Origin of the sequence: Butyricimonas muris (genome assembly GCF_046365375.1) — a bacterium.
Taxonomy (GTDB): domain Bacteria; phylum Bacteroidota; class Bacteroidia; order Bacteroidales; family Marinifilaceae; genus Butyricimonas; species Butyricimonas muris.
In genome coordinates, this window is the sequence record NZ_JBKEIT010000015.1 from 110,287 (window position 1) to 131,567 (window position 21,281).

At 40.4% G+C, this 21,281-nt stretch carries 17 protein-coding genes; 6 read left to right on the forward strand and 11 right to left on the reverse strand.

Features of this window, described 5'->3' with window-relative positions; all coding sequences use genetic code 11:
• Nucleotides 1-57: 57 nt before the first annotated feature.
• The 3 genes from ACK8P8_RS20755 to ACK8P8_RS20765 all read right to left on the reverse strand — a co-directional run bounded on the left by ACK8P8_RS20755 (nucleotide 58) and on the right by ACK8P8_RS20765 (nucleotide 5,507).
• Nucleotides 58-2,439 (reverse strand): TonB-dependent receptor, encoded by a 2,382-nt coding sequence (locus ACK8P8_RS20755; protein WP_410026250.1) that lies wholly within the window; start codon nucleotides 2,437-2,439, stop codon nucleotides 58-60.
• Nucleotides 2,440-2,561: 122 nt separating this feature from the next.
• Nucleotides 2,562-3,161 (reverse strand): nitroreductase family protein, encoded by a 600-nt coding sequence (locus ACK8P8_RS20760; protein ID WP_099292437.1) that lies wholly within the window; start codon nucleotides 3,159-3,161, stop codon nucleotides 2,562-2,564.
• A gap of 162 nt (nucleotides 3,162-3,323) precedes the next feature.
• On the reverse strand, nucleotides 3,324-5,507 hold the full coding sequence (locus tag ACK8P8_RS20765; RefSeq protein WP_303181019.1) for a sodium-translocating pyrophosphatase: 2,184 nt from the start codon (nucleotides 5,505-5,507) through the stop codon (nucleotides 3,324-3,326).
• A gap of 277 nt (nucleotides 5,508-5,784) precedes the next feature.
• Between ACK8P8_RS20765 and ACK8P8_RS20770 the strand changes: the two genes are divergently transcribed.
• Together ACK8P8_RS20770 and ACK8P8_RS20775 are read left to right on the forward strand one after the other, a co-directional pair.
• Nucleotides 5,785-6,252: a fibronectin type III domain-containing protein gene (locus ACK8P8_RS20770; RefSeq protein ID WP_410026251.1), complete on the forward strand. Its 468-nt coding sequence runs from the start codon at nucleotides 5,785-5,787 to the stop codon at nucleotides 6,250-6,252.
• A 70-nt stretch (nucleotides 6,253-6,322) separates the two neighbouring features.
• Nucleotides 6,323-9,475, forward strand: coding sequence for a golvesin C-terminal-like domain-containing protein (locus ACK8P8_RS20775; RefSeq protein WP_410026252.1), 3,153 nt, complete (start codon nucleotides 6,323-6,325; stop codon nucleotides 9,473-9,475).
• Nucleotides 9,476-9,478: 3 nt separating this feature from the next.
• On the opposite strand, the gene rimO is transcribed toward ACK8P8_RS20775, so the two are convergent.
• A complete protein-coding gene (gene rimO / locus ACK8P8_RS20780; RefSeq protein WP_410026253.1) occupies nucleotides 9,479-10,768 on the reverse strand; it encodes a 30S ribosomal protein S12 methylthiotransferase RimO in 1,290 nt (429 codons plus the stop codon).
• Nucleotides 10,769-10,886: 118 nt separating this feature from the next.
• On the opposite strand from rimO, the gene ACK8P8_RS20785 reads away from it, so the two are divergent.
• The 4 genes from ACK8P8_RS20785 (at nucleotide 10,887) to ACK8P8_RS20800 (ending at nucleotide 14,897) form a co-directional block, all read left to right on the forward strand.
• Nucleotides 10,887-11,447 (forward strand): Crp/Fnr family transcriptional regulator, encoded by a 561-nt coding sequence (locus tag ACK8P8_RS20785; protein WP_410026255.1) that lies wholly within the window; start codon nucleotides 10,887-10,889, stop codon nucleotides 11,445-11,447.
• Nucleotides 11,448-11,529: 82 nt separating this feature from the next.
• The gene (locus ACK8P8_RS20790; RefSeq protein ID WP_099292433.1) at nucleotides 11,530-12,198 is read left to right on the forward strand and encodes an HAD family hydrolase; all 669 of its coding nucleotides are present in this window, start codon (nucleotides 11,530-11,532) and stop codon (nucleotides 12,196-12,198) included.
• A gap of 100 nt (nucleotides 12,199-12,298) precedes the next feature.
• The gene (locus ACK8P8_RS20795) at nucleotides 12,299-14,134 is read left to right on the forward strand and encodes a YgiQ family radical SAM protein (RefSeq protein WP_410026256.1); all 1,836 of its coding nucleotides are present in this window, start codon (nucleotides 12,299-12,301) and stop codon (nucleotides 14,132-14,134) included.
• 142 nt (nucleotides 14,135-14,276) lie between these two features.
• A complete protein-coding gene (locus tag ACK8P8_RS20800; RefSeq protein ID WP_410026257.1) occupies nucleotides 14,277-14,897 on the forward strand; it encodes a tetratricopeptide repeat protein in 621 nt (206 codons plus the stop codon).
• Here ACK8P8_RS20800 and ACK8P8_RS20805 read toward each other — a convergent pair.
• From ACK8P8_RS20805 to ACK8P8_RS20835, 7 genes are all read right to left on the reverse strand, one after another.
• Nucleotides 14,888-16,033 carry a hypothetical protein gene (locus ACK8P8_RS20805; RefSeq protein ID WP_186975360.1) on the reverse strand — a complete coding sequence of 382 codons (1,146 nt, stop codon included), beginning with the start codon at nucleotides 16,031-16,033 and terminating at the stop codon, nucleotides 14,888-14,890. The genes ACK8P8_RS20800 and ACK8P8_RS20805 overlap by 10 nt on opposite strands.
• A gap of 112 nt (nucleotides 16,034-16,145) precedes the next feature.
• Nucleotides 16,146-16,913, reverse strand: a complete 768-nt coding sequence (locus ACK8P8_RS20810) for a tetratricopeptide repeat protein (protein ID WP_410026258.1) — start codon at nucleotides 16,911-16,913, stop codon at nucleotides 16,146-16,148.
• Between the two features lie 112 nt (nucleotides 16,914-17,025).
• On the reverse strand, nucleotides 17,026-17,499 hold the full coding sequence (msrC, locus tag ACK8P8_RS20815; RefSeq protein ID WP_099292430.1) for a free L-methionine (R)-S-oxide reductase MsrC: 474 nt from the start codon (nucleotides 17,497-17,499) through the stop codon (nucleotides 17,026-17,028).
• 89 nt (nucleotides 17,500-17,588) lie between these two features.
• Nucleotides 17,589-19,040 (reverse strand): aminoacyl-histidine dipeptidase, encoded by a 1,452-nt coding sequence (locus ACK8P8_RS20820; RefSeq protein ID WP_410026259.1) that lies wholly within the window; start codon nucleotides 19,038-19,040, stop codon nucleotides 17,589-17,591.
• 135 nt (nucleotides 19,041-19,175) lie between these two features.
• Nucleotides 19,176-19,592, reverse strand: coding sequence for a MarR family winged helix-turn-helix transcriptional regulator (locus ACK8P8_RS20825; RefSeq protein WP_292267577.1), 417 nt, complete (start codon nucleotides 19,590-19,592; stop codon nucleotides 19,176-19,178).
• Between the two features lie 83 nt (nucleotides 19,593-19,675).
• Nucleotides 19,676-20,005, reverse strand: a complete 330-nt coding sequence (locus tag ACK8P8_RS20830) for a DUF1904 family protein (protein ID WP_369861035.1) — start codon at nucleotides 20,003-20,005, stop codon at nucleotides 19,676-19,678.
• 122 nt (nucleotides 20,006-20,127) lie between these two features.
• Nucleotides 20,128-21,147 (reverse strand): DHH family phosphoesterase, encoded by a 1,020-nt coding sequence (locus ACK8P8_RS20835; protein ID WP_099292426.1) that lies wholly within the window; start codon nucleotides 21,145-21,147, stop codon nucleotides 20,128-20,130.
• Nucleotides 21,148-21,281: the final 134 nt, after the last annotated feature.

A 21,281-nucleotide genomic window follows, 5' to 3' on the forward strand; every position in this document is an offset into this window, starting at 1 on the left:
ATTCGATATTTGTTTATTTCCACGCGTACAAATGTAATACCTTATCTCTATAAATTTTTAAAATTCTAACTTATAACTAATGTTCGGCAAAGCGGTTGCACTTCTCAACGGCTTGATCTCTCCCGTATTAAAGTTATACTCGTGACCGTAATATTCTTTACAACCCGTTGCATTCAAGCCTTTCAAGGCAAATTCATGAGAAACTTTTTTCTTGTTTATCTTGTAACTGATCGTGTAATTGACGATAAACATCGGCGAGAATTGTTTCGTGAATGCTTTCGTTTCATCATGTTGTACCACTTTATCGGGATCGTCAAGCGTTGCCACCCTGTCAACCGGACTATAACGATCCCCTCCCTGCATGGTCATTTTCAGATTGATTCCCAGTATATTCTGCTTGTCTTGTCCTAACATCCACTCTTTGCCGCCCAGACAATTGATAATAAATTGCCGATTATATTTCGTGTTCCGCCATTTGCCGTCCCCTCCCTTGTATTTGGAACTGAAAAGCGAACCGGATATCATGTAGTAAACACCGTCATTCAAGTATCTTTCCAAGGTTACGTCTACCCCGAAGTTACGTCCCTTTCCCTTGTTCTTCAAGGCTTCCTCCACGTAGAAGTCCACACGGTTCAGCACGGAATAGGAACTATCGGCAATCACGGGAATATCAAATAGATGTTGGAAGTAAGGTTCAATCTTTAAATTCAAGTTATCGGATAACCTGCAACCATACGAAAGCATCACGTGATGCGCCTTCGAAAAATCCAAATCCTTGTTCACGGGTTCCGTACCCGTGCTTCGGGTACGCACGAAATAAACATCCATTTTTTCCATCCGGCTATGAAGCCCGTAAGCCAAGGCAAACGAGGCTTTCGGGGTAGCCTGCCATTTTATTCCGGCACGAGGCTCTACCGTCCAATGATTATTCAGCGTGAGTACCTGCGCGTTAAGTCCCACGCTTAGGGTTACCCGGTCGCTCAGTCCGATGTATGAACTCGTGTACCCGGAGATCAGATTCGTGTTGCCTTCACCCTTGGATATCAATTCCAATGGTTGCATCGTGTACGGGGACAGGTTCATTTCCATGTCGTAGTACATCTTCGTGAAAGTAAAACCCGTTTTGTTGGTAAATTTTGCACTGAATTTCCGGTTCAATATGGCGGAGAAAATCAAGTTCGTGTTATTACGTACCAAATCCAGATTCGGGTACTTGTTCAAATCGAAATCATAGAAGTCAACAAATCCTTTATGCCTGAAATAAGTAGCGGCAACAATGGTTTTCAATCGCGTGTTATCGTTGAAGAAATAGCTGTGAGAGATGCCTCCCGCCACCATGTACTGACTTGTTTCGCTCTCCATCTGTTCGCCGAGATATTCCCATTCTTCGGGGTTCTTCTCGAATTCACTTTCGGATTTATCGATCAGTCCGGTTCCCCAGACGGAAAATGTTCCCGCTTTCCGCGTGGGAATGTTAAATTTGAAATTCAAGTCCTGATAATCCAGTATACCCCCGAAGTCAACAATACCCGCTTTCTCGAGTATCCCCGTCGTGGAATAGCGGTAATTGAATATATAAGAGGAATTATGTTTCTTCGTCAACGGGCCTTCCGAGGCAAAGTCCATACCGAGCAATCCGATTTGTATCGTGTTCTCCACTCGACGGTTATTCCCGTTTCTCAATTTCATGTCGAAAACACCGGACACGGCATTACTAAATTCGGCGGGAAAAGCCCCGGAAAAGAAATCCGAATTTCCCAACACGTGACTGCTTAACCCCGAAAGAATACCTCCCCCGAGAATTGATAAATCGGCAAAATGATTCGGGTTCGGTATCTCCACGTCCTCCAATCTCCATTGCAACAAGTGAGGAGCATTCCCGTGAATGGAAATCCCGTTCGTTGACATGGCAGGTGATACCCCGGCAAAAGAACTGACCAGACGCGCGGGATCGTCCATTCCCCCCGCGTATCGGCTTGCCTCTTCCACGCTCAGCATCCTCGCTCCCGTCGTTGCCATTTTATTTAACGGTTGCTCTTTATTCAAACTCGGACGCACCGTGACTTCGTCCAGTTCCCGTATAGCCTCTTTCAACGGAATGTTCAGAAACACTTCTTTAGAGGAAGTGACAAGTATTTCTTTAAAAATAGCGGATTCATATCCCACGAACGATGCCTGTATATCGTGACGCCCGACAGGTACATTTTTTATAATAAAATGTCCCGAACTATCCGTGATCGCTCCCGTTCCCGGTCTTCCCTGCAGAGCAACCGAAGCGTAAGCAATCGGATAACCCGAAGCCGCGTCCACCACGGTTCCCCGTATCGACCGCGTCAAGACTTTTCGATTGTCTTGCCCGTTGAGCATTACCGGTGTTACCGCGAATAAAAAGAGTATGACTAATTTTGAAACTCGTGTAATAACTTCTGTCTTTTCCATAATCGGTTTTAATTAATTATGCTCCAAAAATAGATACAAGACAGAAGTCTTTCCGGAAGAATATACAAAGTACCCCGGTTTGTATACCAAACCGGGGTACTTTGTATAGATTCTGAAATTTGTTATTTAAAGATACGAACCCTTTCTTCCAACGGATTAAACTCTTTTTTCCCGGGTTCTTGCAACGGAATACCGAAAGGCATCTGTGCAACTAATTCCCAATTCTCGGGTAGTCCCCATTCCGCGATAACGGCTTCATCAATTAAAGGATTGTAATGTTGCAACGAAGCACCGAAGCCGGCATCCTCCAACATTGTCCAAATAGCTAACTGATGCATGGCAGAAGTATGTTGCGACCATATAGGGAATTTTTCATGATAGGTCGGGAATGCTTTTTGTAATCCCTCGACCACGGTACGGTCTTCAAAAAAGAGCACGGAACCATACCCCGCGGCAAATGATGTATCTACTTTCTTCTCGGTTGCCTTAAATGCTTCTTCTGAAACGATTTTACGCAATGTATCTTTCACGATATTCCATAATTTCAGGTGCTGTTCTCCTAATAATAAAACAACTCGTGTTGTTTGGGAGTTAAATGCGGAAGGGATATTCTTCACGGCAAACTTTACAATATCTTCTATCTCGCTATCAGTAATTAATGATTTATTTGTAATAGCGTAATAACTTCTTCTATGTGCTAAAGCTTCTTTTAATGTACTCATATCTCTTTCTTTTATTTTTTTACAAGATACGATTATTTTTCAAAAAAGTTAAGCCTTTCATGGTTTATCTTTTATCTGAAGTAAACGGACATAAAAATTGCCCAAGTATATTCATCACGTATACTTGGGCAAACACCAACTACTTGGATAGATAGTCGGAACTTAGAGAAGGCTATATGCACAAGTCACTCCTGCCATAACAATAGCGACCATACTCATCAATTTTATCAAAATATTCAAACTCGGTCCGGAAGTATCCTTAAACGGATCACCCACGGTATCTCCGATCACGGTAGCTTTGTGGTTATCGGAACCTTTACCCCCTAGATTGCCTTCTTCAATATACTTTTTAGCGTTATCCCATGCACCACCGGAGTTTGCCATAAAGATAGCGAGCACGAATCCGCTTCCCAAGCCCCCGGCCAACAAACCGATTACACCTGCAACACCGAAGATAAGTCCCATAGCCACGGGAATAATGATAGCCAGCAATGACGGGAAGATCATCTCGTGTTGGGCGCCTTTAGTCGAAATCTCCACGCATTTAGCGTAATCCGGTTCTGCTTCTCCGGTCATGATACCCTTGATTTCACGGAATTGGCGACGTACTTCGTTTACCATTTTTTGTGCAGCCCGTCCGACGGCATTCATCGTCAGTCCACAGAATACAAATGCCATCATGGAACCGATAAAAATACCTGCCAACACGTTCGGGTTCATTAAAGTAACATCATAATGAATCATAAAATCCTGTAACGTTGCATCAGCCGTTCTTACCGTGTTTTCCCCGACTGTCAGAATCTCCTCTCCCATACGTAACAATCCAATTTTTATTTCCTCGATATAAGAGGCAATCAATGCTAATCCGGTCAAAGCCGCGGAACCGATAGCAAATCCTTTGCCTGTCGCCGCGGTTGTATTGCCTAAAGCATCCAATGCATCCGTACGATGACGAACTTCCTCGCCCAAATGACTCATTTCGGCATTCCCCCCCGCGTTATCGGCTATCGGTCCGTAAGCATCCGTTGCCAACGTGATACCCAAGGTAGAAAGCATTCCGACAGCGGCAATACCCACTCCGTACAATCCCATGGACATATTGGAGAAGTCGAATTGTGACGCGAACAAAAATGAAAGTACAATACCCACCACGATCGTGAAAACCGGGATAGCCGTCGAAATCATACCCGTACCGATACCTTTAATAATCACGGTTGCGGGTCCGGTTTCCGAACTCTTGGCAATATCCTGCGTCGGTTTATAGGCATGTGAAGTATAATATTCTGTTCCTTTACCGATAATGATTCCCGTTATCAACCCGACAATCACGGATCCGCAAATCCAATAACTCAATCCCAATAAATAGATCACCAAGAAACTGGCGCCCACGATAAGAATTGAACTTACATTTATCCCCCGGTCAAGCGCTCTCAGTAATTGTTGTTGAGAAGCACCCTCTTTTGTTTTTACCATAAATATACCTAGCAACGATAAGATAACTCCAAAAGCGGCAATCAGCATCGGGGCCAGTATGGCGTTAAATTGCATATCCGCTTCCAGTCGGAACGCCGCGGCACCTAAAGCAGCCGTGGCAAGAATAGAACCGCAATACGATTCGTAAAGGTCTGCCCCCATACCAGCAACGTCCCCCACGTTATCCCCCACGTTATCTGCGATGGTCGCGGGATTACGAGGATCATCTTCCGGAATACCCGCTTCAACCTTACCCACGAGATCAGCACCCACGTCGGCCGCTTTCGTGAAGATACCTCCCCCCACTCTGGCGAACAGCGCCTGCGTCGATGCCCCCATACCAAAGGTCAACATGGTTGTCGTGATCACTATCGCTTTCTCCGTGGATGTAGCCTCTTCCACGAAATAATCGAGCAATAACCACCATAACGAAATATCAAGCAGAGCCAAGCCGACCACTACTAATCCCATTACCGCACCCGAACGAAAAGCAACTTTCAATCCATCGTTCAAACTTCTGCGTGCAGCATTTGCCGTCCTCGCCGAAGCATAAGTTGCGGTTTTCATCCCGATATAGCCTGCCAGACCGGAAAAGAAACCTCCGGTAAGAAAAGCAAACCATACCCACGGGTTTTGCAGCCCGGGACCGTACGCCATCCAAGCAAACAGAATACACAACACGAGGAACACCATAGCCACGATCCGGTATTGTTGTCGCAAATAAGCCATAGCTCCCCTGCGGACATGTCCGGCAATACGTTTCATCGTGTCGGTTCCTTCCGACTCTTTCATCATCCCTTTAAAGAAAATCCTCGCGAACAGAAGTGCGATAACGGCACATGCCGGTACTATCCAAAATAGATTATTCAACATGGTATTTATATTTGTAGTTAGTAAAAAGTCATACAAAAAAATACTCATCAAAATTTCAATGAACCTCGATGAGTAAAAGTACGAATAAAAACGAAAAATTATTCTCCGTTTCTATATTTTTTTTGCTAAAATAGAAAGAAATTTTGCAACCACTCTTCCGAAAATTAATTAAAATATTCAAGTATAATTTAATCCTTTTTAGGATAGGTCGTGTATTAATCTATAAAGATTGCGAAGGGGAGAAATTACATTATTATTAAATTTAAAACGATTTACAATGAAAACATTTTACATTTTTACAATTTTGAGTTTAGCGATTTGTCTAAATTCATCTTTCACTGCAAGTGGTGCTAGCGTAAAAGTTTATTACACAGCACCCGCTAATAATGGTGGAAGTCCGATAACAAGCTATATAATTGAAAAACAAGTTTATGGCAGTCCCAAGTGGATAAAAGTGATGCAAGTATATGGTAATGTATTAAATTGTACAGTAGATAATCTAGAAGAAACATTATATAGATTTAGAGTTAAAGCGGTCAATGCTTTTGGAGAAAGTGAGCCAAGTGAGCCAAGTGATTATGTTGACTTAATTGAAAAGCCACATTATGCAGAAGTTTATTTACGATGTAAAGATGGACGTAATAGAAAAGCGGCATATTCGAATATATCATTATTTGAAATACCTAACTTTCTAGAACTACCAGAAAAACCAATTATTAATATACCTTTTAGATCAGAAGAATAAACACATGATTCAAAACGATATGGTTAATCAAGATCTCAAACAGTTTATGAAATACGAAATGAAACTCCTTATGAGAGATTGGGGGTATCAGATCATTTTATTAATCGGTTTTATTTTGGTCATTTTCCTTCAACTTTTTTCGCAAGGAAATATAAGAAAAGTAGAGTGGATAGCCATATCACTCCCTTCCGCAATCCCTTATGCAAATGCCTATTTGATAAATTTTTTACAAGTATTTATTGCCATTTTCTGGTTTGGAAAATTTATTAATAATAGAAAAACTTGTCGTTCAAACGAAATAATTTCTATACATCCTTTCTCAAATAGTACTTATTTTTGGGGAAAATCATTAGCTTTCATATACCTTATGCTTATCTATAACATAATTTTAGTGTTAGTAGCTATATTCATAAATATTTTTGCCAGTGATTCTCCACTTTTCTTGTATACTTATTTATTCTATTTCTTGACATTAACGATACCTACACTTTTTTTCGTTACAGGACTTGTGATTTGTGTTAAAAGTATTATACGGAATAATGCTTTGTCACTTATGCTTCTACTCGGATTAATTTGTCTGGATATTTTATATGCACCTTATTTCTTTCACGGAGCTTTAGATTTATTCAGTTCTACTCTTTCTAATGTCTTTTCCGAAGTAACAGGATTTTATGGGATTGGCTTTTATTTACTTCACCGTGGAACATTTTTTTTATGGGGATGTGGACTACTTGTTTTAGGGAGTCTTTCTATAAATAGAATTCCAAATAAAATAAAAATGAAACAACCAATACTTGCAAAAGGAATTATATTTATAATTTTAGGTTGCATTTCTATAAGTTTATATTTAAATGGTTTTAGCAAAGAACAATATAAGCGGGAATCTATATATGCGCTTTTTCTTAAATACGAGTCTGCACTAAAAGCAAGGATAACAAATCATTATATTCAATTTAAACAACATGGATATCAATTGGACGCAATAAGTAAGTTGCACATATATAATCCCAATAGTCAAAATTTGTCTTCAATCATTTTCTATCTTAATCCCGGATTAAGTGTTGTAGAAACCACGATTGAAGGAAAATCTGTAAATTTTAAAAGAGAAGGACAGATTCTTATGGTTGAACATATCTTACAACCACAAGACAGCACATTCATTGAAATTCATTATACTGGCTCTATTGTTCCTGAAGTTTTTTATCCTGAAGTAAAAAATTTAAACTCATACCATACAGCAAGATGTTACTCTATATTCAATTTAGGAAAAGATTATTATTACCTTAATCCCGATTATACAATTCTTACACCGGAATGTTTATGGTATCCAACTTGTTTACCTCCGGTAAATATTTCATCTCCTTATTCTACATTAGAAAATTACACTCGTTTTTATTTAACCGTCATCGGAGAAAAGAACCGGATATCTATCTCACAAGGAAGAGCACAAATGAATGGGGATACCACCCGTTTCATTAATCATCAAGATCTAACAGGAATTTCACTCTGTATTGGAAAATATACTCGTAAAGCGATATCGCATAACAAGAAGTTGTATGAAATTTATGTATTCAAGGGACACGAATATTTAGTAGAACAATTCTCGGATCCTGTAGAAATCATTAATTATTGTAATAATCTTTATCAATCCGGAGATGAGAAATATGTATTTCACAAATTAGCACTTGTTGAAACACCCATCCATTTTTGTGCATATAGCCGACCATGGAAAAATAAAACAGAATACGTTCAACCTGAATTAATTTTCAGACCAGAACGAGAAGCATTAACTCGGACTTCATTTAAAGTTCAAAAAGAAATTAATAACGAGGGAATTTCTCCTCAACTTGAATGTTGGACTTATTATTTATGGAACTTTGAAGAAACAAGGAAACTTATACAAGGAAACATTTTCTTTGGTAAATTGAATCTAAAAGACCACAAAAATGAGTATGACATATCGTCAATTACCCGGAAAAATCACTATTTTATTTATTCGATGGAATTTCCCGGTATAGATATGCTATTTCAAGAATCTATAAATTCATGGGAATCAGCTATTAATAGTTATAAAAACTATGTAACATTAAATTTAGCTATACAGTATTTTAATGCTCATAACTTATCAGATGCCTTACAAGATTCAATTAACATCAATCAATTAAAACAAATCATTTGGAGTAAAAGTAATTATTATTTAAAATATTTACTTTGCCATATTTCTTCTGAGGAATTATATAAATTCCAACAAGCTTTTATATCACAACATTTATTTCAAGATATTTCATATGAGCAATATTGTAAAGAAATCCAAGAAAAATACAATATAGATCTCCTAGCTTTTACTAGACAATTATATGAAGAAAAACAACTAGCCTCATTTAGAGTGAGAGATGCTCAAATTGAGCTAGTTACAAATGCAACAGGCAAAAAAGGATACATAGAAAGCGTAAAAGTCTGGAACAAAGGTAATGTAGATGGAATAATCACCTTGGCTGCACCAAATAGGACAAATACTCATTATCTTATTCCCGCGGGTACATGTAAAGAAATCAAGAACTATTTTGAAGGAGAACCAGATGAATTTAACCTTGAAGTTCAAACCAATTTAGCCGATAACATTCCAGCATGTTACAGTTTTGAAAAGATAAAACCGAAAGAAACTAATCTGAAGTATTTTCATTCAGGTGTTTTCGACACGGATACCTCTTTGTTTTTGCCTCTTTCTAATGAATATGTTGTTGATAATATGAGTTCTAATTTCCATCTTATTGAAGATAAACATATTCTCAATAATCCAGAACAATGGAAATATATTCCTTATGAAGGAGCATACGGGGAACCAGTAGCCGGATTGCATTCAAAATTAGCAGGTAATGGTAGCTCGAAGATAGAATGGGAAATAATGTTACCGGAAGATGGTATATATGAACTATTCATCTATATTGCAGAAAAAGCGATAAAGAGTGCTGCACGTTCTTTAAAATTTATCGGAACAACAAAAGTGGAGAAAAAAGAACCCACACAAACTTACTATTTTAAACATGCAGATGGAGAAGAAAAAATGACATTAGAAGTTCTTCATTTAGGGAATGGATGGGTGTCCCTCGGAAAGTACCATTTCACAGCAGGACATACATCATTAATATTGACAGACGAAGGTGCCGATCAGTATCAAAAAATATTTGCAGATGCGGTGAAATGGGTGAAATACACGAAATAACAACTATTTAACAGTACCGTATAGTTCGAACGGTTCCGCGCTCGTGATTTCCACTTCATAGAACTCTCCGATTTGTAAAGGACGGTCGGTTGTTACAAATACTTCCTGATCCACTTCCGGCGAATCGTATTGCGTGCGTCCCACGAAAAACTCGCCTTCCGTCCTATCTATCAATACGGTAAGTTTCTTCCCGATCCAACTTTGATTCAACGCCGCCGCCACTTCCAACTGTCTTTCCATTAATTCTTCCGCCCGCTTATTTTTTATTTCTTCAGCAACATCATCTTTATAATTCTTGTCGCAATAAGTATCATCCTCGTGCGAGTACGGGAATACCCCCAGACGTTCGAATTTCATCGTTTCCACGAAATCAATCAATTCCCGGTAGTCCTCTTCCGTTTCTCCCGGGTGTCCCACCATTAACGTGGTTCGCAAGGCTATTCCGGGTACTTCTTCCCGAATTTTATTGATGAGGTCTATGGTCTGTTGTTTTGTTACACCTCTTCGCATCTGTTTCAGCATGTGATCACTACAATGCTGCAAAGCAATATCCAGATATTTGCATACATTTTCGCGCTCCCGCATCACGGGCAGCAACTCCATCGGGAACCCCGCCGGATAAGCGTAATGCAATTTTATCCACTTGATTCCCTTGATATCTGCAATTCGCTCCACCAACTCGGCAAGTCGATTTTTCCCGTACTTATCAATCCCGTAATAAGTAATATCCTGTGCCAACACCAATAGTTCCTTTACCCCTTGTTTAGCCAAACGCTCCGCTTCATCAACGATTTCCTCGAAAGGACGGGATTTGTATTCTCCCGTCATGATCGGAATGGCACAATAAGAGCATTTACGGTTGCATCCTTCCGATATCTTTAAATAGGCGTAATGCGGCGGTGTCGTCAAATGGCGTTCATTCCGAAGCTTTTCATCGTACTCTTTCCCAAGCTCCGCTAAAATACCCTTCCAGTCAAATTTCCCGAAATAAGCATCCACTTCCGGGATCTCTTTCTGTAATTCCGGCTCGTAACGTTGGGACAAACATCCCATAACAAATATCTTGTCCACCTTTCCCTCTTTCTTCAACTCCACCTGTTCCAGTATCGTGTTCACCGATTCTTCTTTCGCGTCCCCGATAAACCCGCAAGTATTGATTACAACAATCTTAGCCTTGGAATTCTCAACATCAACTTCAACACTATACCCTACTTTCTCCAATTGCTTCATCAACAACTCCGTATCCACGAGATTCTTGGAACACCCAAGACTTATAATATTTACTTTCTTCATTCTGCTTTCAAAATTTGCCGACAAAGGTAATATTTTTCATTTTCAATTTCTAATTCTGTATTTTAATTGACTTTCCGTATCTTTGTTAAATTCACCAGCTAATTTAAAGCTAACCGACATGAAGAATATAATAGAATCCATTATAAAAAAGTATCCTGTATCCCATGAAACGATAGAGGCATTGACTTCCCGTTTTGAAAAACACTTATTTCCCCGTAAATCCCATATAATAAAGGCAGACAAGTCTGACCGGAAAGTGTTTTTTATTGAATCGGGACTCACGAGGTCTTATATCCTGTCTGACGGTAAAGAAATAACCACGTGGTTTTCCAAAGAGGGGGACTGGACTTACGGATCGTTGGACTTTCTAAAGAACAAGGTTGGTTTCGAGTATGTGCAGACTCTTGAAGAAACAATAGCATATTCCATTCCGATAGATACACTTAATGAGTTGTTCCGAACCAATGTCGAATTAGCTAATTGGGCTCGCGTTTCTCATCAAGATGCATTTCTGCTATTACAAGATTTGCGTATCGAAAGGCTTACACTCCCCGCTAAAGAACGGTATGAAAAACTACTCCGGGATCTTCCCGGCTTGTGCAACAGGGTTAATTTAGGTTATATTTCCTCCTATCTCGGTATTACATTACCCACTCTAAGTAGAATACGAGGAGAATAAAGGTACGATTTTAATCTATCACAAATTTTTTCCGGTTTCTCGTTCCTATTTTTGCTTTTATAAACTATAAAAAGTAACGAGTATGAAAGAAATAAGAAAATTTGCTGACACGTGTAATGTTGTTATCTTTGATTTCGGTGGTGTCATTATGGATGTCGATGTTAATAAAACAGTTAAATCTTTTGAAGAACTCAATATCGACGGACTCGCTTATAATGACATTATAGCCGAGAACGGGTCGTTTTTCCGTGATCTCGAACTCGGGTTAATAACTCCTGCCGAATTCATTGATGAATTTCACGTGAATTTTCCGGCATCAAAAAACGTATCGGACGAGGATATTTGGAAGGCTTGGAACAATATGCTTCAGCCCTACAATAAAGAAAGAATAGAGTTGATTAAAACAATAAGAAAGCGTTATACAACCTGTATTTTCAGTAATACCAACTATCCTCACCGGAAAACATATAAAGCCATGTTCCGGGAGCAATTCGGGTATGATTTTGAAGACCTGTTCGACAAATACTTCTATTCAGATGAATTACATTTACGGAAACCCGATCCAAAAGCATACGAGCGGATCACGAAAGAACTTGCAATAGCCCCTCGCGAAATATTATTCATTGATGATAATCAAGCCAATATAGAACAAGCCAAGGCAAACGGATGGCAGGCTCATCTCTTGAAGAAGGGAGAAACGATTTCGGATATTTTTTATTTTGACAACCAAGAAGAAACAAACGAAATATAATTATTACAGAGACTTTCCGTATCTTTGCAACGAATTTCAAGCAAATGACTAAAGTTCGTGAAGAAATAACTTTATGAACTTTACAAACTTTATGAACCTTATGAACTACAACATACAGCAATGGTTACCGACAACCAAAAAAGAAGTTGAACAGCGGGGTTGGAATAGTATCGATGTAATTCTCTTTTCCGGAGATGCTTACGTGGATCATCCCTCTTTTGGGGCAGCAGTTATCGGACGCCTGTTGGAATCATTGGGTTTGAAAGTGGCTATCGTCCCCCAACCCAACTGGCAAGACGATTTACGGGATTTCAAGAAATTAGGGAAACCCAATTTGTTTTTCGGTATTAGTCCGGGATGCATGGATTCCATGGTCAATCATTACACGGCAGCCAAGCGTCGCCGTTCGGATGACGCCTACACGCCCGGTAATCGTAGCGGGGCACGTCCCGATATGCCCACCATCGTTTATACCCGTATATTAAAAGAGTTATTCCCGGATACTCCCGTCATTATCGGGGGAATTGAAGCATCATTGCGTCGCTTCACGCATTACGATTATTGGAAAGATACACTTAAACCCTCTATCCTCTTTGAAAGTCAAGCAGATATGCTCGTGTATGGCATGGGAGAAAAACCGCTTACCGAGCTTTGTCAAATGTTACGGAGAGGGATTCCTTTCCACAGTCTGACAAATATCCCACAAACCTGCGTGCTACGGGATAAGGAAGAAAAATACGCCACGAATAAAAGATGGCAAACCATTACTTTAGCGTCACACGAGGAATGCTTGACGGATAAAAAGAAATACGCCACGAATTTCCGGTATATCGAAGAAGAATCCAATAGTATTCACGCCGCCAAATTGATACAACCGATTGAGGACAAACTTATCATCGTGAACCCGCCCTATCCTCCCATGACCACGGACGAGATAGATGCCGTTTACGATCTCCCGTTCACCCGATTGCCTCACCCGAAATACAAGGACAAGGAAATACCGGCATACAACATGATCCGACATTCCATCACCCTGCATCGCGGATGTTTCGGGGGATGTGCCTTTTGCACGATCTCGGCTCATCAGGGAAAATTTATTGCTTCCCGTTCCGAACAATCCGTCTTGCGTGAAGTACAGCACGTGTGCGAGATGCCCGATTTCAAGGGAACCATATCCGACTTGGGGGGACCCTCTGCCAATATGTACGCGATGCGAGGCAAAGACTTGAACATTTGCGGACTGTGCAAACGTCCCTCCTGTCTGCACCCTACCGTGTGTAAAAATCTGAATACCGACCATTCGCACCTGTTACAGTTATATAATAAGGTGCGGCAAGAACCGCGAGTGAAACACTGTTTTATAGGTTCGGGCATCCGCTATGATCTGGTTATGCACCGCACGGGTAACAGAGAAGTAGACTTGACAAACCGGGAATACCTCGAAACGGTCATTAAACACCATGTTTCCGGGCGCTTTAAAGTCGCACCGGAACATAGTTCTGACAACGTGTTGCATCTGATGCGCAAACCCTCGTTCAAATTATTTCATGAATTGACAGCCCGCTTCAACGCGATCAATAAAAAAGAGCATTTAAAGCAACAAATCATACCTTATTTTATATCTTCTCACCCGGGATGTAATCTCGTGGATATGGCAGAATTGGCCATCCTGACAAAAGAACTGGATTTCCGTTTGGAACAGGTGCAGGATTTTACACCCACGCCCATGACATTAGCCACGGATATGTATTATTCCGGACTTCACCCCTACTCCTCGCGTAAGATTCAGTCTGCCAAGACAGAAACAGAGAAAAAACGTCAGAATATCTTCTTCTTCTGGTATAAAAGGGAATTCAAGGATGAAATTATCGGTATCTTGACGAAACTGAAAAGAAATGATATCGTAAAACGGTTATATTCAAATAAAAATAGATAATTATTTATTATTTCACGATTAATCATTAACTTTGAATCACGTAATTATAAAAACAAATATGCGCCACTATATCTGGATAATGTTATTTTTCATACTCACCTCGTGCTCACATCATCAAGCGGTGAAGAGTAACCGACGGGGTATGGATTACATTACCCGGGAACAACCCGGAAAGGCCTTACAGGAATTCAATAACGCCATCGCATTGGATCCGAATCTCTTTTCGGCTTACTATAACCGGGCTATTGCATTGGCAAACCTGAAACAACCCAAAGAAGCGCTGAAAGACATGAATTACGTGATTGCCAACGTACCCAATCATGCCATGGCATATTACAACCGGGGAATTATTCACGAGAATTTGGGCGAGGCTACTTTAGCGATACAGGATTACAGTCATGCCATTAACCTGCAACCCGATTTACTGGAAGCTTACCATTACCGGGGGATTGTACGTTACGGGATGAAAGATTTGGACGGCGCATTGGCAGACTACGAGAAAGCGATCTCGTTAGGACTAAAATCCAGTGCCGTATTCTTTAACCGGGGTGTCATCTTCCACCAAAAAGGACAATTAAGCAACGCTATTGAAAGTTACTCCCGTTCCATACAAATAGACCCCTCGAACGCGAAAGCCTATTACAACCGGGCTATATCCAAGCTAGTCGTTGATAATTACAAAGAAGCCCTCGAAGATCTCGAAATCTCGAAACGCCTCGGGTATCCTAAGGCGGCAGAAGTAATATCCCAATATTACCACTGATCGTATCGTTTCATCAGTAATTCACTAAATGCTTTGTTAGCGTGTTTACACAGCTTGTCCCGATCAAGGTCCCAACACATATGAAATTCAGCATACCAAGACTTTTTCTTTTCTTGGAGTACTTCTATCCACATATCAGCGAATTCTTCTTCTGTAATATCGGCTATTTCTACAACCTCTTCATTCTCTTTGAAAGATTTAAAAAAATTGTCTGCCCATAATAGTATGAAATATTGTATGATCCCTCTCCTTTTCCCGCGTGTTTGGCGCAAATACAAATAGAGTATCTTCCCTATCCTGTCAAACACCGGTTCGTATTCAATATATTGTAAAGAAAACAAAAGCATCACTTGGACGCCCCTCGTCAATGGCTCGTCCCATTTTTCCTTTTGCAGATAATCCGGGACATTGCAATATTGCATACAGTCCATCACACCCAACTCGGTCATTTCCAGTCTTTGATATCCATATCTGATACACCATTCTATCGTGTCTTCTTGTTCCGAATTCGAGAGTAAATATCGCAAGCATAGTAATTTCCCGTGACCACTTAACGGTTCTATCAGTTTGATAAGAGTAACCTCCCATTCAGGTGTCATATTAAACAGTGCTATCCCGACATAGAATGTGAATTCTTCATGCTGGCTGAGCGTGGTCAGTAAATTCAAATCTTTCTTATTACGAAGCATACCCACAAAAAGAATACCCAGCTTCACCACTTCCCGGTCCGGTGCTTTTCGAACCATCCAGTAAATTAATTCTATAGCATTATATTCAATCCTTATCTTTCTATCAGACAATTTTTCAAAAAACTCATCCATGTACCCTATGATGTGATGATCTTTCACCATATTATAGAACTCGACCTTATCCTCAAGACGCGCATGTTTTGAATAATTATCGAATAAATAAATCAACCGGTCAATAAACTTTGAGTTTATCTTAGGGTCCTCTCTATCTATCAACGAGTAATCATTATATCCCGGGGTATAATCCTTCCAATGTAGGTTATTCTCGCTAACATCCGGTAAATATCTATCCTTCTCATTCTTGTCTTTCAAATGGGCTTTTACATGCTCGAAAATAGGCGGTCGTCCCTCCCATGGTAACTTACCGCTAAAAGAATCTGTTTTCATATCATTGAATTTTAAAATTCCTCACCAATTTGTTCAAAATTACAAAAAAAACGGCATAAAAAAAAGAAGGCTAAGTAAATCTTAGCCCTCTTCCTCTTTAGCAAGACTATCTTTAACTTTGAGGAGTTGTCAATTTTGTCATGGCGTCCTTTACTTCCTTTAGAACCTCAGGAGCTTCCACGTTCTTCGGGTCAGCACTCATGGCTTCAACCAAGAACCCTTGGGCTTTTTTAAACTCTGCCATTGCTTTTGCTTTTCCTGCTTCGTATTTATCATTTTCCTTGTTAGCGAAAGGAGTCGCTTCTTGAAGAATAGCGGCACCGTTATTAAAATACAAAGTACCTAAACTAACCAATCCTTGAGCTTTAAAACCTTTGTCACTCATGTTGGCTATTTTCTGGTAATTCTCGGCAGCCTTGGCAATATTATTCGCCTTTTGGAATTTCTGCCCTTCTTTCAAGAAATACACGGCATATGTTCTCATCAAAGCGGAATTCTGTCCCGGAGTCGCCTTGATACCTTCTTCCAGTGTTTTAATCATCTGGTCTGTTTTCTTCAAGTTCTTCTCGGCATCTGCTTTGCCGGCATAGGAATCTTTTAATTTGTATTTATTCGCGATAGACATCGTGAAATACTTCTCGGCAGCCACGTAATCTTTCAGTTTATTAGCACAAACAGCCACGTTGTAAACACTGGCGTCATCTTTAAAATCTATTGCTTTTAAATAATTCTCCCAATTGGTAAATGCTTCCTTGTAATTTTTTGCTTTCCATGCGGCATTTCCCGCATTCTTTAATTTACCTGCTTCTTCTTCCGTCGTTTGTGCTGCAAGTGTTCCCACAAAAAAGCTTACTAGAACAAATAAAAGTAGTTTTTTCATAATCCTCTGAGTTTTGTATTTTACGTGATAAATTTCATTATTCATGCCCCTAAGATAACACACTCTTAAGAAAAATCAAAAGCCTCTTAACTTATTTTTCACATTTATGAGTTCATTTTACGCTATCTGACTGATAAAGAAGTGACAAAATTTTCTTCAACCCAATCTCGTCTTCCTTGTCAAATGCCGATAAATGATCGCTATCCACGTCTAAACAACCGAAAATAACCCCTTTTTGATCTCTTAACGGGATTACAATTTCACTTTTTGAAGCCGCATTACACGCGATATGTCCGGGAAACTCTTCCACATTATCCACGATAACGGTTTCTCCCGAATTAATAGCCGCCCAACAAACACCCCCGTTACGCAATTTCTGACAAGCCACGGGACCTTGGTATGAACGCACGATCAATTCTCCGTCTATCAACACGTACACCCCCGTCCAAAAAAAAGATTGCATCTTGTGATGCAACACCGCCTCCATGGTCGCCAGTCGAGCCCAAACATCTTCCGTCGACTGAATGTACTGCTTGATTTGTTCGTACAAACGATCGTATTTGGCTAGTTTCTTAGATTGATCCATATATTAATTTCTGATTTGCGAATTACGATTTATGATTCCGGAGAGCTACATCGCAAATCTGAAATCATAAATCGTAAATTAGAGCGTTATTAAAGTTTTTCCAAAATATCAACCAAATGCTGCCACCACATTTCCACAGTCTTGATATTTATCTTTTCGTCCGGCGAGTGTACGCCCCGTAAAGTCGGTCCGAAAGAAACCATATCCATGTTCGGGTATTTCTCGAGGAACAAACCACACTCCAACCCGGCATGGATAGAACGCACGATAGGTGCTTTGCCGAACAAACGTTTGTATGACTCCACAGCCACTTTTACCACGGGAGAATCCGGATTCGGAGCCCAACCGGGATAACCTTCTCCATGTTCTACCTTGGCTCCTGCCAGCGTGAATACGGACTCAACCATATTCGCGATATTGAATTTCTCCGAATTTACATCACTGCGCTGGGAAGTCGTGATTAAAATGTTGTTCGGTTCATTAAACCGGACTGCTGCCAGATTCGTGGATGTTTCCACCAATCCCGGCATACGATAACTCATGGAGAAAACCCCGTGCGGACATGCATACAATGAATTAAGCAATGCATTAGTGCTTTTTGCCGTCAGCACTTCCGCGGGAACATCATCAGATTCCAATGCCAACTGTAAACCCGACTCGGTAATCTTCCACACGTTTTCCATTTCCGCCGCGTAAACATTAAAATCCGCTCTCACGTTTTCACGATATTGATCTTTAAAGGTGATCACGGCAGAAGCCTCGCGAGCGATAGCGTTACGCAAATTTCCTCCCTCGAGAACAGAAACCCGTACTCCATACTTCCGGTTCAGATCCCACACGAACCGATTCAGTATTTTAATGGCATTTCCTCTACCTTTATTAATATCGTCACCGGAGTGACCTCCTTGTAATCCTTTTACCTGTATTTTCACGGCGAAAGAATTTGCCGGAGTCTTTTCCGTTTCATATCCCATATTAATAACGGTATCGATACCTCCCGCGCAACCGATGAACATCTCTCCTTCATCTTCCGAATCAAGATTTAAAAGGATATTACCACTCAGGAAACCCGGTTGCAAAGCAAATGCACCTGTCAATCCGGTTTCCTCATCCACGGTAAACAAACATTCGATAGGACCATGAGCAATATCCGTAGAGGTCAACACGGCCATTTGCGCAGCCATACCGATTCCGTCGTCCGCACCCAAAGTAGTTCCTTTAGCACGTACCCACTCCCCATCCACGTAAGGTAATATAGGATCTTTATCGAAATCATGTATCGTATCGGAATTTTTCTCGCATACCATATCCATATGTGCTTGCAATATCACGGTCGGGGCATTCTCCCGTCCTTTTGTTGCCGGCTTCTTGATCAACACGTTTCCGGCATCATCTCTTTTTGCCTCTAAACCATGCTTGCTTGCCCAATCCAACATGTAAGCAATAATCTTTTCTTCTTTTTTAGAAGGGCGGGGAACTTGACAAATTTCTTCAAAATATCCCCAAACAGCTTCTGGTTTTAATCCTTGAAAAACACCCATAGTGATTTTAAATTTATGATTTTAGATTTATGATTTTTGTTCGCCTTCGGCGAGTTACAAGTTACATTTGCCTTCTGCAAGTTGGTTACTCGCATTTCATTTTCAATTTTCAATTCTCCATTTTCAATTGTTTCATTATACATTCAGTTTCTTCAACACCCAAATGGCAGACTTCAACTCTTGCGAAGACAGGGTGAAACTCATGTCCGTGTGCACCTGCTCTTCTATCTGCTCCAATGCGTGACGGGAATCAATTCCTTTTTCCGTCAGAACGACAAAATTATTCCGCTTGTCCTCTTTGCACATTTTTCGTTGAACGTATCCTCTTTTCTGTAAGGTGTTCAACAATTTAGTGACATTATATTTGTCCTTTTGAAGTTGTTTGGAAATGGTTTGTTGGTTCACGTTATCTTTTGCCCACAACACTTGCAAAAGCTCGTATTGCTCCCGGCTGATATCATAACCGGCATTTTGAAAACTACGATTCAGCATTTTCGTGTAACCTCTTTCCGCCTTGCTCAAAAGGGCTACCAGTTCACTTAGTTCGGTCATAGTCGTTGCATTTTATACTATGCACAAACTTAATTATTTTTTCCGAAAATAAATACTTCAAGCAAGATTATTTCTCTCGAAAATTACTTGATAATCTCCCCGTTCTCGTAATATCGCTCCGGTGACAAGAAAGAAAAATAGACATCACTCTCCGGATATCCGGCTTCTTGTAAACTCTGGTACACGATCTTAGCTAAAGCATCCTGTTGTTCTTTCGGGCGTTCGAAATACTCGATCTCCACGAACGGATACGCCTGCAAATGATCCTCCCCGGACACAAAAGAGGAATGCACCACCTCCAATACAACCGTTTCCCGGGGACATCCCAAGGTACTTACAATCTCGGAAATCAACCGCTCGCCTACCCGAGCCAATTTCTCTTTTTCTATGGCATGAAATCTCAAAAAAGGCATAACTATTAATTGAAAATGCAGAATTGAAAATTGAAAATGATCCTCTATCCTGCAAGATTAAACATTTTAACTTCAATGGAATATTTTCATTATATCTCCCGTAAAGAAATAATTCTCCACTTTCAATTTTCAATTTTCAATTGTTTGAAAAACCATTCAGATGTTTCCCGTACTTTCTGTACTACATCGTTTAACGGTAACGGCATTTGTCCCCCCGCGGCATTCAAGTGTCCTCCCCCGTTAAAATATTCCTTCGCCCACAAATTCACGGGTATATTTCCTTTTGAACGGAATGATAATTTCACTTTATCCTTACGTTCCGTGATCTGCACGGAAACCAATATCTCTTCTATTGACAGCGGGATATTCACCAGACCTTCCAAATCCCCGTCCTTGTAATTATAGACATCCAATTCCTGCAAAGTAATCGGAATAACGGCAACCGGAAAATGTTCATCTATCGTGAGTTTATTCAAAAGACAATTTCCCGTCAATCTCAATCGAGAGAGCGTGTTACGCTGGTAAAGTTGCTCATGCACGTAATCCTTGTCCAGCCCCAAGGCTAATAAATCGGCAATCACCCGGTAGGTTTCTGGATGAGAAGAATTATGACTCAAACCGCCCGTATCCGTTGAAATCCCGGCATATATGGCATTGGCTATATCCGTATCAATGATCTCTTTTCCCCATATCCCGGAAATCACGTTGTACAACAATTCGCACGTGGAAGAAACACTGGTATCGGAAATCCGATAAGTCACCTCGTCCGGATCGGGATGATGATCTATCATGATCGTTTCCCCCTTGAATTCCCTCACGAAAGGCTCCAAATCCCCTTCTCTCGCTATGGTATTATGATCCAGCATAAACAATACATCCGCTTTTCTCAACCACTGTTTACACTCTTTCTGTCTATTCTGGAAAGAAATGGCATCCGGTATACGTTTCAACCACTTCAAATAATCCGGTATATAATCACACGTCATCAATTGCGCGTTGATCCCGACTTTATCCAACACTTGCCACAAGGCTGAACACGATCCCGCCGCATCCCCGTCAGGTGAAATATGAGGTATAATAACAACATTCAAATTTTTGACTGCCAGTCTTTCTTTTATCTTCTCGATGATTTCTTCGTACATTCTATCTAATTTTCGAATTCCCGCAAAAATAGGAAAAAACTACATTTATAACGTGTAATCTCAAAGATAAAAATACAAACACTGATTATTCTACACCTGAATTATCCCTAAATCAAGTGAATGACAATTCCAAA

Bases quoted from the DNA above. Each gene is read 5' to 3' on its own strand.
- ACK8P8_RS20755 (WP_410026250.1), bottom strand. From the start codon at position 2,439: ATGGAAAAGACAGAAGTTATTACACGAGTTTCAAAATTAGTCATACTC.
- ACK8P8_RS20760 (WP_099292437.1), bottom strand. From the start codon at position 3,161: ATGAGTACATTAAAAGAAGCTTTAGCACATAGAAGAAGTTATTACGCT.
- ACK8P8_RS20765 (WP_303181019.1), bottom strand. From the start codon at position 5,507: ATGTTGAATAATCTATTTTGGATAGTACCGGCATGTGCCGTTATCGCA.
- ACK8P8_RS20770 (WP_410026251.1), top strand. From the start codon at position 5,785: ATGAAAACATTTTACATTTTTACAATTTTGAGTTTAGCGATTTGTCTA.
- ACK8P8_RS20775 (WP_410026252.1), top strand. From the start codon at position 6,323: ATGAGAGATTGGGGGTATCAGATCATTTTATTAATCGGTTTTATTTTG.
- rimO (WP_410026253.1), bottom strand. From the start codon at position 10,768: ATGAAGAAAGTAAATATTATAAGTCTTGGGTGTTCCAAGAATCTCGTG.
- ACK8P8_RS20785 (WP_410026255.1), top strand. From the start codon at position 10,887: ATGAAGAATATAATAGAATCCATTATAAAAAAGTATCCTGTATCCCAT.
- ACK8P8_RS20790 (WP_099292433.1), top strand. From the start codon at position 11,530: ATGAAAGAAATAAGAAAATTTGCTGACACGTGTAATGTTGTTATCTTT.
- ACK8P8_RS20795 (WP_410026256.1), top strand. From the start codon at position 12,299: ATGAACTACAACATACAGCAATGGTTACCGACAACCAAAAAAGAAGTT.
- ACK8P8_RS20800 (WP_410026257.1), top strand. From the start codon at position 14,277: ATGGATTACATTACCCGGGAACAACCCGGAAAGGCCTTACAGGAATTC.
- ACK8P8_RS20805 (WP_186975360.1), bottom strand. From the start codon at position 16,033: ATGAAAACAGATTCTTTTAGCGGTAAGTTACCATGGGAGGGACGACCG.
- ACK8P8_RS20810 (WP_410026258.1), bottom strand. From the start codon at position 16,913: ATGAAAAAACTACTTTTATTTGTTCTAGTAAGCTTTTTTGTGGGAACA.
- msrC (WP_099292430.1), bottom strand. From the start codon at position 17,499: ATGGATCAATCTAAGAAACTAGCCAAATACGATCGTTTGTACGAACAA.
- ACK8P8_RS20820 (WP_410026259.1), bottom strand. From the start codon at position 19,040: ATGGGTGTTTTTCAAGGATTAAAACCAGAAGCTGTTTGGGGATATTTT.
- ACK8P8_RS20825 (WP_292267577.1), bottom strand. From the start codon at position 19,592: ATGACCGAACTAAGTGAACTGGTAGCCCTTTTGAGCAAGGCGGAAAGA.
- ACK8P8_RS20830 (WP_369861035.1), bottom strand. From the start codon at position 20,005: ATGCCTTTTTTGAGATTTCATGCCATAGAAAAAGAGAAATTGGCTCGG.
- ACK8P8_RS20835 (WP_099292426.1), bottom strand. From the start codon at position 21,147: ATGTACGAAGAAATCATCGAGAAGATAAAAGAAAGACTGGCAGTCAAA.